13 protein-coding genes and 2 pseudogenes are annotated in these 15,284 nt (G+C 67.4%); 4 read left to right on the top strand and 11 right to left on the bottom strand.

Annotated elements, in window-relative coordinates:
* Window positions 1-471: 471 nt before the first annotated feature.
* The gene (locus OG504_RS01095; protein ID WP_405987932.1) at window positions 472-1,125 is read left to right on the top strand and encodes a hypothetical protein; all 654 of its coding nucleotides are present in this window, start codon (window positions 472-474) and stop codon (window positions 1,123-1,125) included.
* On the opposite strand, the gene OG504_RS01100 is transcribed toward OG504_RS01095, so the two are convergent.
* From OG504_RS01100 to OG504_RS01110, 3 genes and pseudogenes are all read right to left on the bottom strand, one after another.
* Window positions 1,026-2,270 (bottom strand): IS256 family transposase, encoded by a 1,245-nt coding sequence (locus OG504_RS01100; RefSeq protein WP_405987933.1) that lies wholly within the window; start codon window positions 2,268-2,270, stop codon window positions 1,026-1,028. The two genes, OG504_RS01095 and OG504_RS01100, sit on opposite strands and share 100 nt — an antisense overlap.
* Window positions 2,271-2,699: 429 nt before the next feature.
* Window positions 2,700-2,828: pseudogene (locus tag OG504_RS01105) on the bottom strand (IS5/IS1182 family transposase); the annotation flags it as partial.
* Window positions 2,829-2,835: 7 nt separating this feature from the next.
* Window positions 2,836-3,969, bottom strand: a complete 1,134-nt coding sequence (locus OG504_RS01110) for an IS630 family transposase (protein ID WP_405987934.1) — start codon at window positions 3,967-3,969, stop codon at window positions 2,836-2,838.
* A 115-nt stretch (window positions 3,970-4,084) separates the two neighbouring features.
* Between OG504_RS01110 and OG504_RS01115 the strand changes: the two genes are divergently transcribed.
* On the top strand, window positions 4,085-5,536 hold the full coding sequence (locus OG504_RS01115; protein WP_405987935.1) for a membrane-associated oxidoreductase: 1,452 nt from the start codon (window positions 4,085-4,087) through the stop codon (window positions 5,534-5,536).
* A 99-nt stretch (window positions 5,537-5,635) separates the two neighbouring features.
* Here OG504_RS01115 and OG504_RS01120 read toward each other — a convergent pair.
* A pseudogene (locus OG504_RS01120) lies at window positions 5,636-5,932 on the bottom strand (transposase); the annotation flags it as partial.
* Window positions 5,933-6,001: 69 nt separating this feature from the next.
* Window positions 6,002-6,403: an IS5 family transposase gene (locus OG504_RS01125; RefSeq protein WP_405987936.1), complete on the bottom strand. Its 402-nt coding sequence runs from the start codon at window positions 6,401-6,403 to the stop codon at window positions 6,002-6,004.
* 126 nt (window positions 6,404-6,529) lie between these two features.
* Here OG504_RS01125 and OG504_RS01130 point away from each other — a divergent pair, with 126 nt between their 5' ends.
* On the top strand, window positions 6,530-8,086 hold the full coding sequence (locus OG504_RS01130) for an oxidoreductase (RefSeq protein WP_405987937.1): 1,557 nt from the start codon (window positions 6,530-6,532) through the stop codon (window positions 8,084-8,086).
* Here the strand turns inward: OG504_RS01130 and OG504_RS01135 are convergent.
* Window positions 8,083-8,903 (bottom strand): IS5 family transposase gene (locus OG504_RS01135; protein WP_405987938.1). Its coding sequence is split into 2 segments (ribosomal slippage): window positions 8,083-8,559 and window positions 8,562-8,903, totalling 819 coding nucleotides; the frame shifts between segments, so codons are not numbered across the junction. The genes OG504_RS01130 and OG504_RS01135 overlap by 4 nt on opposite strands.
* Window positions 8,904-8,983: 80 nt before the next feature.
* Entirely contained in the window at window positions 8,984-9,370 is a 387-nt protein-coding gene (locus OG504_RS01140; protein WP_405996232.1) for a tetratricopeptide repeat protein, read from the bottom strand.
* Between the two features lie 112 nt (window positions 9,371-9,482).
* On the opposite strand from OG504_RS01140, the gene OG504_RS01145 reads away from it, so the two are divergent.
* Window positions 9,483-10,091, top strand: a complete 609-nt coding sequence (locus OG504_RS01145) for a carboxymuconolactone decarboxylase family protein (RefSeq protein ID WP_405987939.1) — start codon at window positions 9,483-9,485, stop codon at window positions 10,089-10,091.
* A gap of 98 nt (window positions 10,092-10,189) precedes the next feature.
* Here OG504_RS01145 and pflA read toward each other — a convergent pair whose 3' ends face one another.
* The 4 genes from pflA to argF form a co-directional block, all read right to left on the bottom strand.
* The gene (gene pflA / locus OG504_RS01150; protein WP_405987940.1) at window positions 10,190-10,936 is read right to left on the bottom strand and encodes a pyruvate formate-lyase-activating protein; all 747 of its coding nucleotides are present in this window, start codon (window positions 10,934-10,936) and stop codon (window positions 10,190-10,192) included.
* Window positions 10,933-13,191, bottom strand: coding sequence for a formate C-acetyltransferase (pflB, locus tag OG504_RS01155; protein WP_405987941.1), 2,259 nt, complete (start codon window positions 13,189-13,191; stop codon window positions 10,933-10,935). Before pflB ends, pflA begins: the two co-directional genes overlap by 4 nt.
* A 148-nt stretch (window positions 13,192-13,339) precedes the next feature.
* Window positions 13,340-14,263, bottom strand: a complete 924-nt coding sequence (locus OG504_RS01160) for a carbamate kinase (protein WP_405987942.1) — start codon at window positions 14,261-14,263, stop codon at window positions 13,340-13,342.
* Between the two features lie 3 nt (window positions 14,264-14,266).
* On the bottom strand, window positions 14,267-15,268 hold the full coding sequence (gene argF, locus OG504_RS01165; RefSeq protein ID WP_405987943.1) for an ornithine carbamoyltransferase: 1,002 nt from the start codon (window positions 15,266-15,268) through the stop codon (window positions 14,267-14,269).
* Window positions 15,269-15,284 lie beyond the last annotated feature (16 nt).

Here is a 15,284-nt window from a genome sequence, read left to right on the forward strand (position 1 = left end):
GATGCAGCGGTCACTGACCCCTTTCCGGGCTGGCGGTGCCGACCGCCGCAAGTTGGACGGTCCTGCGCCACGGCGAAGCTCCTGGAGACGGATTTTTGTCCAAGATCATCCGAGTTCCGGTTGGGCAGGCATCCGCCCGATGCGGCACCATCCAAGAAACGTGCTGCACCGAGCAGGCCCGAAACCTGTCGGCGGGTGAAGCGCTTACCGAGATGAGCTTTTTGGGGTGGGGGGCAGTTGTTCCGCTGACGTGTGGTCATCCTCGTTGTAGGCACCTGGCCTGGACATGCGGTCCTGGCAAACCGGCACCATGACGAGGAAGCCGATGATCGTGCTCACCGACACTGTGGACGCTTCCGTCGATCGTGTATGGGTGTAGCTCTCCTCCAGTGAGATCGCCTTGGTGGGTTGTTGCTGCCGCGGAACGTTTGCCGGATCGTCGTGTCCAGGGTTCGGGGCTGGGAGGCGGCGATGGTGTCGTGGCTGGAGGAACTGGATCGGCGGGAGGCTGCCGCACGGGATCGGATCACTGAACTGCGGGGGCAGATCGAGAAGTTGACGGCTCTTCTGGTCGAGCAGGAAGAGGCAGTGTCCCGGCTGGAGATCACGCGGGAGACGATGAGCGAGATCCTTTCCGGTGACGACGCTGTGACCGGTCCCGAGACGGGCGACGGCCCTGTGGCGGAGCCTGCGGATGTGCCGGTGGCGGGTGCGGGATCGCCGGTGGGCGTGCGGCTGGTGCCGACCTGGTCGGCGGAGCTGGACCCGGGCGTGCTGCCGTCCTCGTACCGCGACATCGTGGAGGTCTTGGCGGATGCGGTGCATCCGATGCGCGCGCACCATCTGTGCGCCGCGCTCGGGCTGCCGATCGACAAGAGCAAGGTGGAGGGGTTCCGTTCGAAGCTGAAACGGCTGGTGGAACGCGACTGGATCGCGGAGCTGGAGCCGGGACTGTTCGCCGCACGTGGCACGCCGATGGCCAGTGCGCCGGGGCAACCGGGGTCATGTCCCGTGGGGTGGTGTATTCACGGCAGCTGTTTCGGTTCCGGTTGTGGGGTGATCTGCGGTTCGGGCGGGGTTGGCTTGGTGGTGAAGAGCTCGGTCATGGAGGCTTCGGAGAGGTAGCGACGGTCGAAGACCTGCCATACGTCGTGGAGTTCGGCCAGGACCGCGGCGGCGAGCCGTTCCAGGGCGGCGGGGTTGGGGAAGACCTGAACGACGTCGGCCCGCCGTTTGATCTCCCGGTTCAGCCGTTCCAGCGGGTAGGTCGACCAGATCTTCTTCCAGTGAGCCGGCGGGAAGTCCGCGAACGCGGTGATGTCCGTGGCGGAGTCCAGCAGCATCTTCTTGACCTGGGGGAACTGTCGTCCGAGCATGTCGGCCACCACGTCCAGTTGGGTGCGGACGGCCTGGGCGGTGGTCTGCGCGAAGACGGTGCGGATGCTGGCCGCCACCATTTCTCCTGAGCCCATCTCGATCACGCTGAAGACGTCGCGCACGAAGTGAACGCGGCACCTTTGCCAGGCCGAGCCGAGGAAGACGGTGCGGATCGCGGCCACCAGACCGCTGTGGCTGTCGGAGATCACCAGCTGGACGTTCTCCAGGCCTCGGGCCCGAAGCGAGCGCAGGAACTTCGTCCAGAACGGCTTCGACTCGCTGTCACCGACCATCAGCCCGAGGATCTCGCGGTGGCCGGTGGCGGAGATCCCGGTGGCGATGACCGCGGCCTGGGAGGCGATCCGGTGGTTGACCCGGGCCTTGCAGTAGGTGGCGTCCAGGAAGACGTAGGGGAAGACGGTGTGGTCCAGCGGCCGTTCCTTGAACGCGGTCAGTTCCTCGTCCAGTTCGCCGCAGATGCGGGAGACCTCGGACTTGGAGATCCCGCTGTTCGCGCCCAGGGCTTTTACCAGGTCGTCGACCGAGCGGGTCGAGACGCCGTGCACGTATGCCTCCATCACCACGGCGAACAGCGCGCGGTCGATGCGCCGGCGGCGCTCCAGCAGCGAGGGGAAGAATGACCCGCTCCGCACCTTCGGGATCTTCAGGTCGAGGTCGCCGGCCTGCGTGGTCAGCAAGCGTTCGCGGTGGCCGTTGCGCCAGGTCGTGCGCGTCTCGGAGTGCTCGCGCGGCGCGGCACCGATGGCTTCGGTGGCCTCGGCCTCGATCAGCTCCTGCAGGATGCGCTCGCACACCACCCTGATTGCTTCAACTCCATCGGCCCGACGTAGTGACTCCAGCAGCCGCATCAGCTCAGACTGGGACAAGGCCATCGCGCGCTCCTCCGGTTGAACTGCCCGTTCACCAGGGAGACTTGCGGGATGGCCTGCTCCTGTTCAGGGAGCATGCACGGCCAACGGATGCACGCCCCGAGCAGACACCCGCGCGTTCCGGGAACGCCTCCGGCTACACCACTTCACGGGACGCGATCCCCCTCGCCGTGGTCGCCGCGGAAACTTCTCGATAATTCCGAACGTGTACACGGGTGAGTCGTGAGAGGTTGTCCTGCGGCGTGCGACCGCGAATGGGGGCGAGCATGCTGTTTGAAGAGCTGACGGCACTGGCGACAGAAGGCGGACGTGCAGTGGTCCGGGCCGTGGGTACCGCGTTCTGGCCCGTGACGCAGCGTCGCGCCGCGGAGTTGGTCGGCCGCGGCGAAGCCGAGCGCGTAAGGGTGGAGCTCGTGCGGCTAGGGTCCGTCTTCAAACTGATCTTGCCCAGAGTAGGAATGACGCGAGACTGACCGCTGCCTCGTAGGAGGTGGCGGTCTTGTCGTATCTGGTGGCGATGCCGCGGAAGCCCTTGAGGCGGTTGAAGCAGCGCTCAACCAGTGCCGTATCAGGCAACGTTCGCCCTGTTCACGACCTCGCGGAGGCGTTCGTCAGCGGCGTGTTTGTTCCGCCAGATGATGTAGCGGCGGATCATGCTGCCCTGTTCCTTGTGGCTGGAGTGGTCGGTGCCGTCCAGGGCGAAGTAGCGCAGTGCGGTGAACTGGGCCTCAATGCGGTTCAGCCAGGAACTGTTGGTCGGCGTGTAGGCGAATTCCACGTTGCTTGCCGCGGCCCAGTCGCCGACCCGGGTGTCCTTCATCGTGGTCAAGTGCGGGGAGAAGTTGTCGAGCACGATCGCGATACGGATCTTGGGTGGGTAGAGGCTGCGCAGGTAGCGGCAGAACTGAAGAAACCTCATCCGGTTCTTCTTCGGCTTGATGTGGCCGTAGAGCTTGTCCTTGCCCAGGTCCAAGGCGGCGAACAGGTGCCGGACTCCGTGTGGACGGGTGTAGGTCGCCCGCCGCCGGGGCCGGGGTTCCGGGTCGGGGTCCTTATTCCGCCCGCCGCGCTCGGCCCACTGCCGCCCGGGGTGGGGCTGGAGATTGAGCGGGCCGAACTCGTCCAGGCAGAAGATGACTTCGGGTTCGTCTTCCTCGGGTATGACCTCGCCGTCGGCGATCGCGTAGAGGTGCTCGACGCGGGCCTTCTTGGCGGCGTAGTCGGGGTCGCGGGAGGTCTTCCAGGTCTTTATCCGTTGAAACGACACGCCCGTCTTGCGGAGCAGGACCCGAAGGCCCTCATGGCTGATGTCGTCGACCACTCCCTCGGCGACCAGGAAGTCGGCCAGCTTGGCCAGGCTCCAGGTCGAGAACGGCAGGCCGTGCTCGGCCGGCTTGGACTTGGCGATCTTCTTGATCTCGCGGCGCTCCGGGAGGGTGAAGGTCTTGGGCCGGCCGCCCTTGTACTTCGGGTAAAGCGAGTCGAAGCCGTCGGCGTTGAAGTTGTGGATCACGTCGCGGACACGGTCCGCGCTGGTGAAGGCGACCTCGGCGATCTTCGCCACGGGCATGCCCTGTGCAGATAACAGCACCATCTGGGCCCGCCGCCAGGTCACCACAGAACCGGTGCCTCTGCGGGTGATCCGCAGCAACCGCCTGCCCTCGTCGCCGTCAACGCCCCGGACCTGCACACGTTCAGCCACCTGAGCATTCTTGCCGTCCTTCTCCGGACAGGGGAACTGAGCCTGGGCGCCGCTTGTGAGACCAGGTAGCCATCTCCTCCCGTATCGCAGTGCCTCAATGGATAAGGTCCCACGGATGGAGATCACAGACCTGACGCCTCTGGAACGTCGCATCTGGCAGGCGTTCCCTCGTGGTGTAGCGATCGACGTCCGCGGAGACGAGGGTGAGGACCCCGCGACGATTGAGAGCGCGGAACGGACGGTTCGAGCTGGGGTCATCCGGGCCCTCCTCCTGGGAAGTTCATCCGAACCCGGCGAAGCGCCCGCTCTGCGCATCGCCGGAGCGTGGATCACCGGCGTCCTCGAGCTCCAGCACGCACAGATACACCATCCAATTCGTCTTACCACATGTCATTTCCAGCACCCCTTGCACCTCGACGGGACGCAGGCCCGCCAACTCGACCTCAGCGGCTCCTGCCTTCCCGCTCTGGCGGCCCCGTCCCTTCGCATCGACGGTGCACTCCGGCTCACGAACTGCCGGATAGCGGGAAGCGTCCAGCTGAGCAACGCGGAGATATCCAGCGGGATCTTCCTCGACCACGCGCACCTCGGGACTGGTGGCGGATGGGCACTCCAACTCGATCACGCCTCTGTCGGCGCAGACGTATGGGCACCCGGCCTCGTGACACTGGGTGGAATTAGCCTTAGCACGGCGCATGTCGAAGGGGCTGTCGATCTAGAAGATGCCCAGGTCAAGAACGCGAATGGCGATGCCCTCGACGCCGCGCGGCTCACCGTCGGAACCGTCCTCAACGCTGGTGGCCTCACTGCCGAGGGTCGGGTCAGGCTCACCGGTGCCAAGATCGCGGGCTGGATCTCCTTCATCGAAGCCAAGCTCAGCAACCCAGGCGGCGTCGCACTGGGCATCAGCAGCTGCGAAGCCACCCAGCTGACGCTGCGAGATGCACAGCCAGTCTCCGGCGACGTCAAAATGCACTACGCCAGCTTCAAGGTCATTGAGGCTGCACCACAGGTCTGGCCGGCCACGGTACGCCTGGAGGGACTGACGTACGAGGCGCTTACCCCGCGCCTTCCCGCCGCGGACCGACTCGCCTTGCTGCAGCGCGATGCGGACGGCTTCGTCCCTCACAGCTACGAGCAGCTCGCGGCCTCCTACCGACGCGTCGGTGATGACGCCGACGCCCGCACAGTCCAACTGGCCGAGCAGCGTCGACGCCGGGTCGCTCTGCCCTGGTACGCCAAGCTTTGGGGTTATCTCCAGGACGCGACCCTGGGCTACGGCTTCCGTCCTACCCGTGCCGGTGGCTGGCTCCTGGCTCTGCTCCTTCTGGGCTCAGTCGCGTATGGAATGCACCATCCACCCCCGGCCGAGCAGGGCAAAGGCCCCGAGTTCAATGCCCTCATCTACACCCTGGACCTCCTGTTGCCGATCATCGACTTCGGTCAACAGAGTGCCTTCACACCAACCGGCGTTTACCAGTGGTTGTCCTACCTACTGATCGCCGCCGGTTGGGTTCTCGCCACGACCGTCGCCACCGGAATCACACGGACCCTCAGCCGTCAATAGCGCCCGCTTGCATTCATGCTCTCCATCAGAAGGTGCTCGGCGTGTCCCGGTAGTCCGGTCACAACTGGTTGCCGCCTGGCGCAGCAACCGAGCGACACGTCACGACAGGGCGAACGTTGCCTGATGCGGCACTAGGTTGCGGCGGCGATAGGTTTGACGGTCGAATGCCGGTGGCCGGCCGCCGCGACTGCCGCGGTTGTGCCGGTGTCGCTGCTGGTCGGCTTTCTCCGGGATGGTGCAGGCGATACCGCGTTTACGCAGGTAGGCGCGGAATCCTCGGGAGCTGTAGGCCTTGTCGGCGATGACCTGGGCGGGTGTGGAGCGGGGACGTCCAGGTCCGGTCCGCGGGACCCGGATCCGTTTCAGGAGGGGACGCGCGCAGATGCTGTCGTGGCGTCGGCCTGGGTGTCAGCAGGAGCGCGAGCGGGCGGCCCCTGCCGTCGCAGGCGAGATGGATTTTGGTGCTCAGGCCTCCTCGGGATCGGCCGAGGGCGTGATGGTCTGGTTCGTCCGGCCGGTGGGTCCCCCTTTTCGGCCGGCGGCGGCGTGCCGGTGGGCGCGGACGATGGTGGAGTCGATCTGGACGAGCCAGTCGATGTCGCCGGCCGCGTCCGCGTGGGCCTGGATCTGCTGGAGGGCCCGGGTGAACACGCCGTCCAGCGCATAGCGGCGGAAGCGGGTGCAGACCGTCTGCCATGAGCCGTAGCGATCCGGCAGGTCCCGCCAGGAGATCCCGGTCCGGATCTTGTAGACCATCCCGTTGACGACCCGCCGATCCTCCACACGCGGACGGCCCGTCGCGGCCCGCGGTATGAGTGGAGCGAGTAACTCCCACTCCTGATCGGTGAGTTCATGACGGCGTATCACCCCACCATGATCCACCATCCGGCGATCTTTGAAGACCGACCCTAGAACCCCTAACAGAATGGACGGCCCTCCGATCAGTGTGCGTGGGGCAAGGCGAGCGCGCAGGAAGATCACTACTCTGCATGGGTGCTCTCATACGACGAGTTGACTTCACCGGAGCGTGAGCTGTGGGACGCGTTCCCCCAGGGACGCCGCGTGGACCTGCGCACGGGTGTGCCGGAGGACGACTGCGTTACCGAGGGTGGGCAGTGGGATTCCGCGCGGACGGTGCGGGCCGCTGTGATCGTGGCACTCCTCCTGGGCGCGAACGCCGTGCAACCGGGCACTGTGGCGGGTCTGAGGCTTGCCGGGGCACGGATATCCGGACGCCTCAACCTGGCCGGTGCACAGATCACTTACGCTCTTTGGCTCGAAGACTGCTGGTTCGAGGAGTCGGTCGACCTTCTTGGAGCATCGACTCAAACGCTCGTCATCACAGGCAGCTGGGTGCCGGGCATCGAAGCCGATTCGGCCCGTGTCGAGGGAAACCTCGACCTGCGGCGCTCCGTCGTGGAAAGCCTCACTTCCTCGCCCTTCAACCACGTGAGTACCGCCCTGTCGCTCAGTGACGCCCGGGTGACCGGCGGCATGCTCCTGAACGGGGCCCGCATCAACGCGCCCGGAGGATGGGCCATAGCCGCCGGTGGCCTGGTCATGGAAGGGGGTGTCTTCTGCCAGGGCGGTTTCGTCGCGCGAGGGCAAATCCGGCTGATGGAGGCGCAGTTGCCGCGCGGGCTGCACATGCGGGGCGCGCGGTTGGAATGTCCCGGCCCGCGGGGAGTGGCCCTCTCCCTGGACCATGCCGTGGCCTCGACACTCAACCTCTCCGACGGGTTCATCGCCGATGGGACCGTGAGGCTGCGGGGCGCCCAAGTCTCGGACAAGGCAACCTTCGAAGGAGCCGTCCTGAACGGACCTTCCGACGGTGACGGGCCGTCCCTGCTCGGCATGCTGATGCAGGCCGTCGACTTCGACTTCACCCTCGCCCGACCGCCGTCCGGCACGGTGGACCTGCGGGCTGCGCAGGTGTCCTACCTCCACGACAACGAGCACAGCTGGCCGGACGTGGTGGAGCTGGACGGCTTCGTCTACGGCTCCATCAAGAAGGTGCAGTCCGGCGAGCGGCGCGAGGCGACGGAAGGGCGGGAGTCCGCGGCCTCCCGCGTGGCATGGATACGGCGCAGCCCGGGCTACAGCCCGCAGCCGTACGAACAGTTGGCGAACTGGTACCGGACGATCGGCCACGACGACGACGCCCGCCGGGTTCTCCTCGCCAAGCAGCGCCACCGGCGCCGATCCCTTTCCCTGTCTGCACGTATCTGGGGGCATCTGCTCGATGTGACCGTCGGGTACGGCTACCGCTCCTGGCTGGCCGGCGTCTGGCTCTTGGTCCTGACTCTGCTGGGCACAGTGTCTTTCGGCACTCACTCCCCTAACCCGGTCCAACGAGGCGAAGGGGCCCCGTTCCAGCCCCTCGTCTACACACTCGACCTACTGATTCCCATCGGAGGTCTGGGTCAGCGCACGGCCTGGTACTGGACGGAAAGCAGTCTCCAATGGCTGGCCTACCTGCTGATCGCCTTCGGCTGGGTGCTGACGACCACCGTCATTGCGGGTGTTACCCGCACCCTGCAGAAGAATTAGCGGACGACGGCGTCGTTCAGGCGTCGCCAGCAGATGAGTGCGCATCCGAGGGTGAGGAACGCTTCGTGGATGTCGTCGCGTACCTCCCAGCGGATCCGCAGGCGGCGGAACCGGTGCAGATGGGCGAACGCGCGCTCCACGACCCAGCGTTGGGCACCGAACCCGGAGCCGTGTTCGGTTCCCCGGCGGGCGATCAGCGGCTTCACACCAAGGTCCCAGACCAGCCGGCGGTACTTGTCGTGGTCGTAGCCACGGTCGGCCGGCACGACATCAGGACGGCGTCGGGGTCGGCCGCGTTTGCCCCGCACCGGCGGCACGGCTTGGAGGAGCGGGATCAGCTGGGTGACGTCGTTGCGGTTGCCGCCGGTCAAAGTGGCAGCAAGAGGTATGCCGGTCGCGTCGGTGATCAGGTGGTGCCTGCTGCCCGTCCTGCCACGGTCGACAGGACTTCGTCCCGTCGTGGCTCCCCTTTTAAGGCCCGAATGTGGGAGCCGTCGACCGCTGCCCGGGAGAAGTCCAGGGCGTTCGCTTTGCGGAGCCCGGCGAGGAGAACCTCGTGCAGCCGGGGCCACACCCCGGCCTCGGTCCACTCGGCCAGGCGGCGCCAGCAGGTCATGCCTGACCCGAAGCCGAGTTCCTGCGGCATGTGTTCCCAGGCGATCCCGGTATGCAGCACGAACAAGAGTCCCTGGAACACCAACCGGTCCGGATGCCGCTTGCGTCCCGGATGCCGGGGCCGACGCTCAACTGTGGGCAACAGCGGCTGGACCACCGCCCACAACTCGTCATCGACTTCCCACGGCTTCGGCCGAGCCACTTAGCACCCCCGGATCATCGGTCCCGGAGTGATCCAACCACCTCGAAGATCATTTCGTTAGGAGTTCTCAGACCGCCACGTCAAGGCCCCGGGTGCGCGCCGCCATCGCGTTCGGCGAGTAGGGCGTGGAGAGTTCTCACGACCCTCACCGTCAGTGGGTGATCGGTGCCGAACTCCCGCATCAGCTGGATGAGCGCCTCCGCGTACGGGGTGATGGCCCGACCCGGCTCCCCCACCGCCTGGTAGGCGCCGGCGAGGTTGATGCGGGAGGCCATGACGCCGGGGTGGTCCTCACCCAGCACCCGCACCCGGTCGGCGAGGGTCCGCTCCAGCAGGGGGATGGCCAGACCCGGATCCCCCGCGGCCTGGTGGGCGGCGGCGAGGTCGTCACGGGCGGTCAGGATTTCGGGTTGCTCCTCGCCCTCGGTTCCCTCGCACCTTTCCGGCCGTTCTCGAATTGGCGCTATTGGCGTAGGTACCGGGACCTCCGTGGACGGAGGCGATCGGGGAGCGTATCAAAGGGAGAGGCCGACCTCGTGAACGGGCGGCCCGGTGTATCTGCGCAGGGGGAAGGATCCGATGGCCTTTATCCGCACGGTGCCCGTGGAAGCCGCGAACGCGGCGGTTGCCGAGATGTATGAGGGGGACCAGAAGTCCTGGGGGTTCGTTCCCAACTTCACGAAGACGTTCGCGCATCGCCCTGACGTCTACCGCGCCTGGCAGCAGCTCAACGCGACGATCAAGTCGTCCATGGACCTGCGCCGGTACGAGCTGGCGACTGTCGCGGCGGCCGGCGCTCTGCGGTCGAGCTACTGCACGCTGGCGCACGGGCGGATGCTCGCGGAGCAGGTAATGGGTTCCGAGGCCGTGATCCAGCTCCTGACGGACCGTGACAGCGCGCCGCTGGATGACGCCGAGCGTGCCGTGGTGACCTTCGCCGAAAAAGTGGCGTTGGCGGCCGACCAGGTGACGCAGGGGGACGTCGACGAGCTGCGGGCGCACGGTCTGAGCGATGAGGAGATCTTCGACGTGACGCTCGCCGCCGGGGCACGGTGCTTCTTCTCCAAGGTGCTCGACGCCACGGGTACGGAACCCGACGCCGCGTTCCAGGACCTGGAGCCGGGACTGCGCGAGGCACTCACGGTGGGGCGGGCCATCGAGGCCAAGCCGCAGCAGAACCCGTCATAGGCGGGAGCGCGGGTCCTGGCGGCGGGCCGGGGGCACCGGGCCGGGAGGACGGACGACTGTGACTGCTGGGTGACCTCGTATCGGATACGGCTCGGTACTCAGTAAGCCTGAACTCCATATCTCCTGAAGCATTCACGGACGCTCTCGACCAGAGCTGGGGCGGGAACCGGATTGTCGAGCAGCGGGAAGGGGATGCCGAGGGCTTCGTATTTCGTGGCGCCGAGCTTGTGGAAGGGCAGTACATCGACCCGCTGGACCGCGTCGAGTCCCGCCACGAAACCGGCCAGGGCGTCCACGGACTCCAGGTCGTCGGTCCAGCCGGGGACCAGGACGTACCGGATCCACATCGGGATGCCGAGGCGGTCGAGGCGGGTGGCGAAGTTGAGGGTGGGGGCGAGTTCGCCGCCGGTCAGTTTCCGGTAGATGTTGACGTCGAAGGACTTGATGTCCAGGAGTACCAGGTCGGTGTCGGTGAGGAGTTCGTCGGTGGCGCGGGCGCCGAGGAAGCCGGAGGTGTCGAGGGCGGTGTGCAGTCCGGCCTCCTTGCAGCGGCGCAGGACTTCCGCGGTGAACGCGGACTGGAGCAGTGGTTCGCCGCCGGTGAGGGTGACCCCGCCGCCGGCCGTGGTGACGAAGCCCTGGAACTTCCCGATCTCCGCCATCACCGCGTCGACGCTCATCTCCTGGCCGTCGCGCATGTGCCAGGTCTCCGGGTTGGCGCAGTACAGGCAGCGCAGCGGGCAGCCGGAGACGAAGAGGACGAACCGGGTGCCGGGACCGTCCACGCCGGTGGACAGGTCCCAGGAGTGGATCCGGCCGGTCGTCGCGGTACGCACGGTGCTCACAGCGATCCGTGGAAGGTGCGGCTGATCACGTCGAGCTGCTGCTCGCGGGTCAGCCGGACGAAGTTGACTGCGTAGCCGGAGACGCGGATGGTCAAGTCCGGGTAGTTCTCCGGGTGTTCCATCGCGTCCTCCAGCGTGGCCCGGTCCAACACGTTGACGTTCATGTGGAAGCCGCCGGCCGATGTGTAGGCGTCGAGGATGCCCACCAGGTGCCCGGCACGCTCGTCGGGCGCGTGTCCCAGCCCCTCGGGCGTGATCGTCGTCGTCAACGAGATCCCGTCACGGGCCTGTTCGTACGGCAGCTTGGCGACCGACAGCGCGGAGGCGGCGACTCCGTGCCGGTCGCGGCCGTTCATCGGGTTGGCGCCGGGGGCGAAGGGCGCTCCGGCGAGGCGGCCGTCGGGGGTGTTGCCGGTGTGCTTGCCGTAGACGACGTTCGAGGTGATCGTGAGGACCGACTGCGTGTGCTCGGCGCCCCGGTAGGTGGGGTACTGGCGCACCTTCTCCATGAAGGACTCCACCAGTCCTACGGCGATGCTGTCGGCGCGGTCGTCGTTGTTGCCGTAGGCCGGGAAGTCGCCCTCGGTGCGGAAGTCGACGGCGAGGCCGCCGGCGTCGCGAAACACCTTCACCCGGGCGTACTTGACGGCGGACAGGCTGTCGGCGGCGACCGACAGGCCGGCGATGCCACAGGCCATGAAACGGTGCACGGGATAGTCGTGCAGGGCCATCTCGATGCGCTCGTAGGCGTACTTGTCGTGCATGTAGTGGATGACGTTGAGCGCGTTGACGTACGTCCGGGCCAGCCAGTCCAGGACGTGGTCGTACGCCGCCGACAGCTCGTCGTAGTCGAGGTACTCGCCGGTCAGCGCAGGCGTCGGCGTCGCGACCTGTTCGCCGGTCATCTCGTCGCGGCCGCCGTTGACCGCGTACAGCAGCGCCTTCGCGAGGTTGACCCTCGCGCCGAAGAACTGCATCTGCCTGCCGACCCGCATCGCCGACACGCAGCAGGCGATCGCGGTGTCGTCGCCGGTGCACGGGCGCAGCAGCTCGTCGGACTCGTACTGGACGGCGCTGGTGTCGATCGAGACCTGGGCGCAGAACTCCTTGAAGGCGAAGGGGAGTTGAGGCGACCACAGGACCGTCAGGTTCGGTTCGGGGGCAGGGCCGAGGTTGCACAGGGTCTGGAGGAAGCGGAAGGACGTGTGGGTGACCAGGGTGCGCCCGTCCTCACCCATGCCGCCGATGGACTCGGTCACCCAGGTCGGGTCGCCGGAGAACAGGGCGTCGTACTCGGGGGTGCGCAGGAACCGTACGATCCGCAGCTTGATCACGAAGTCGTCGATGAGTTCCTGTGCGCGGGACTCGTCCAACACGCCTTCGTCCAGGTCGCGTTGGAGGTAGATGTCGAGGAAGGTGGAGGTCCGGCCGAGTGACATCGCGGCGCCGTTCTGCTCCTTCACGGCCGCCAGGTAGCCGAGGTAGAGCCACTGCACGGCCTCGTGGGCGGTGGCGGCGGGGCGCGAGACGTCGCAGCCGTACGTCGCGGCCATTCGCGTCAGCTCGCCCAACGCCCGCGTCTGTTCGGCGAGTTCCTCCCGGTCCCGGATGACCTCGGTGGAGGAAGCGCAGGCGTCGAGCAGGGCCCGCTCGGCTTTCTTGACCTCGATCAGGCGGTCCGTGCCGTACAGGGCCACGCGCCGGTAGTCGCCGATGATCCGGCCGCGGCCGTAGGCGTCGGGCAGGCCGGTGATGATGCCGGCCTTGCGGGCGGCCCTCATTTCGGGGGTGTACGCGTCGAAGACGCCGTCGTTGTGGGTCTTGCGGTAGGTGCCGAAGACGCGCGCGACGAACGGGTCGGACTCGTAGCCGTAGGCCCTCAGGCTGTTCTCGACCATGCGCAGGCCGCCGTTGGGCATGATCGCGCGCTTCAGCGGGGCGTCGGTCTGCAGGCCGACGATCAACTCCCGTTCGCGGTCGATGTATCCGGGGGCGTGCGAGGTGATCGTCGAAGGGGTCGCCGTGTCGACGTCCAGGATGCCCTTGCGCCGCTCCTCCGGGAACAGGGCGCTGACCTTCTCCCAGACGGCGCGCGTGCGGTCGGTGGCGCCGGTCAGAAAGGTGGAGTCGCCTTCGTAGGGCGTGTAGTTGGCCTGGATGAAGTCGCGTACGGCGACGCCCTCGCGCCACGACGTACCCGCGAAGTCACGCCATGCCTCGGAGGCGCGCGTTCCGACCACCGCTGTCGTTGTCATCGCCGGTTCTCTCCCTTGTTCCACGCAGGGATGTCTCCCTGACTCCATGCTGGTCCGATGCTCCGGTCGCCGGGAGGGCCGGTCAGGGCCCTGACCTTGGCCGTCCGACCCATGGGGAAGGCCGAACGGCCCTCCCCGCCGCGGACGCTCACACGACGGGCAGGTCCGGGCGGACGAGCGTGCCCGACCGGCCGTGGACGATTTCGTACGCCGCGTCCAGGGCCCCGATCGCGGCCAGGCCCCCGGTGCGCTCGACGAACCGGGCGGCGGCCTCCGTCTTCGGTCCCATGGAGCCGTCCGGGAAGTCGCCGCCGCGCAGTTGCGCGGGGGTCGCGCCGAGGACCGGCTGCTGGTCGGGGGTGCCGTAGCCGCTGTAGACGCAGGGCACGTCGGTGAGGATCAGCAGGAAGTCGGCCTTGAGGTGCTCGGCGAGCAGCGCTGCCGTGAAGTCCTTGTCGACGACGGCCTCCGCCCCGGTGAGTGCGCCGGTGTCGGAGTCCGCGGTGACAGGGACGCCTCCGCCGCCGGCGCAGATGACGAGCGTGCCGCTGTTGAGCAGTTCGTGGACGGTGTCGGTCTCCAGGATCCGCTCGGGTGCCGGGGAGGGAACCACGCGGCGCCAGCCGGTGGTGTCGGCGCCGATGTGCCAGCCGCGTCTGCGGGCGAGTGCGGACGCCATGTCGTGGGAGTACACCTGGCCGACGAACTTCGTCGGGTGCTCGAAGGCCGGGTCGTCGGCGCGGACGAGGGTGTGGGTGACCAGCGCGGCGATCCTGCGGCCTGGCAGGGCGTCGTGCAGGGTGCGGGCCAGCAGGGAGCCGATCATGCCCTGGGTCTGGGCACCGAGCAGGTCGAGCGGGTAGGGGGCGCTCAGGGCCGGGTCGGCCGCGCTCTCCATGGCGAGCAGGCCGATCTGGGGGCCGTTGCCGTGGGTGACGACGATCTCGTGCTCGGTGGCGAGGGCGGCGATCGCGGTGGTCACCCGGTCGATGTTCGCCTCCTGGACAGCCGCGTCGGGGCGTTCGCCGCGGTGCAGCAGGGCGTTGCCGCCGAGCGCGATGACGATACGCATGGCTCAGTCCTCCAGAGTGGCGACGAGTACGGCCTTGATGGTGTGCAGTCGGTTCTCTGCCTGGTCGAAGACGATCGAGGCGGGGGACGAGAACACGTCGTCGGTGACCTCCAGGCCGTCCAGTCCGTAGGCGTCGAAGAGTTCCTGGCCGAGGTGGGTGCGACGGTCGTGCAGGGCCGGCAGGCAGTGCATGAACTTGGCGTCCGGGTTTCCGGTGGCGGCCAGCGTCTTGTCGTTCACCTGGTACGGGAGGAGCAGTTCGATCCGCTTCCGCCAGGTGTCGGCGGCCTCGCCCATGGAGACCCAGACGTCGGTGTGCAGGAAGTCCGCGCCGTGTACGGCGGTCTCGACATCCTCGGTGAGAGTGATCCGGGCCCCGCTCTCCTCGGCCAACTCCCGGCAGGCAACGACCAGTTCGGCCGCCGGCCACAAGGCCCCGGGTGCGGCGATCCGTACGTCCATGCCGAGCAGGGCGCCCATCGACAGCAGCGAGTTGCCCATGTTGTTGCGGGCGTCGCCGAGGTAGCAGTAGCTGATGTCCGGCAGAGGTTTGGGGCTGTGCTCGTCCATGGTGAGGACGTCGCACAGGCTCTGGGTGGGGTGCGCGGTGTCGGTCAGTCCGTTGTAGACGGGGACGCCGGAGCGGGCGGCGAGTTCGGTGACGATCGACTGGGCGGAGCCGCGGTACTCGATGCCGTCGAACATCCGGCCCAGGACCCGGGCGGTGTCGGCGATGGACTCCTTGCTGCCGACGTGGGTGTCGCCGGGGCCGAGGTAGGTGGTGTGGGCGCCCTGGTCGGCGGCGGCGACCTCGAAGGCGCAGCGGGTGCGGGTGGAGGTCCTCTCGAAGATCAGCGCGAGGTTGCGGCCGGTCAGCCGGGGCTGTTCAGTGCCGTTGCGCTTGGCGGCCTTGAGGTCGGTGGCGAGGTCGAGGAGGTGGTGGATCTCGGTTGCTGTGAAGTCGAGTTCGCTCAGGTAGGAGCGGCCTCGTAGGTCGACGGTCATGGTGAAGTCCCCTTGC

The sequence above is a fragment of the Streptomyces sp. NBC_00986 genome (genome assembly GCF_045162565.1).
Taxonomy (GTDB): domain Bacteria; phylum Actinomycetota; class Actinomycetes; order Streptomycetales; family Streptomycetaceae; genus Streptomyces.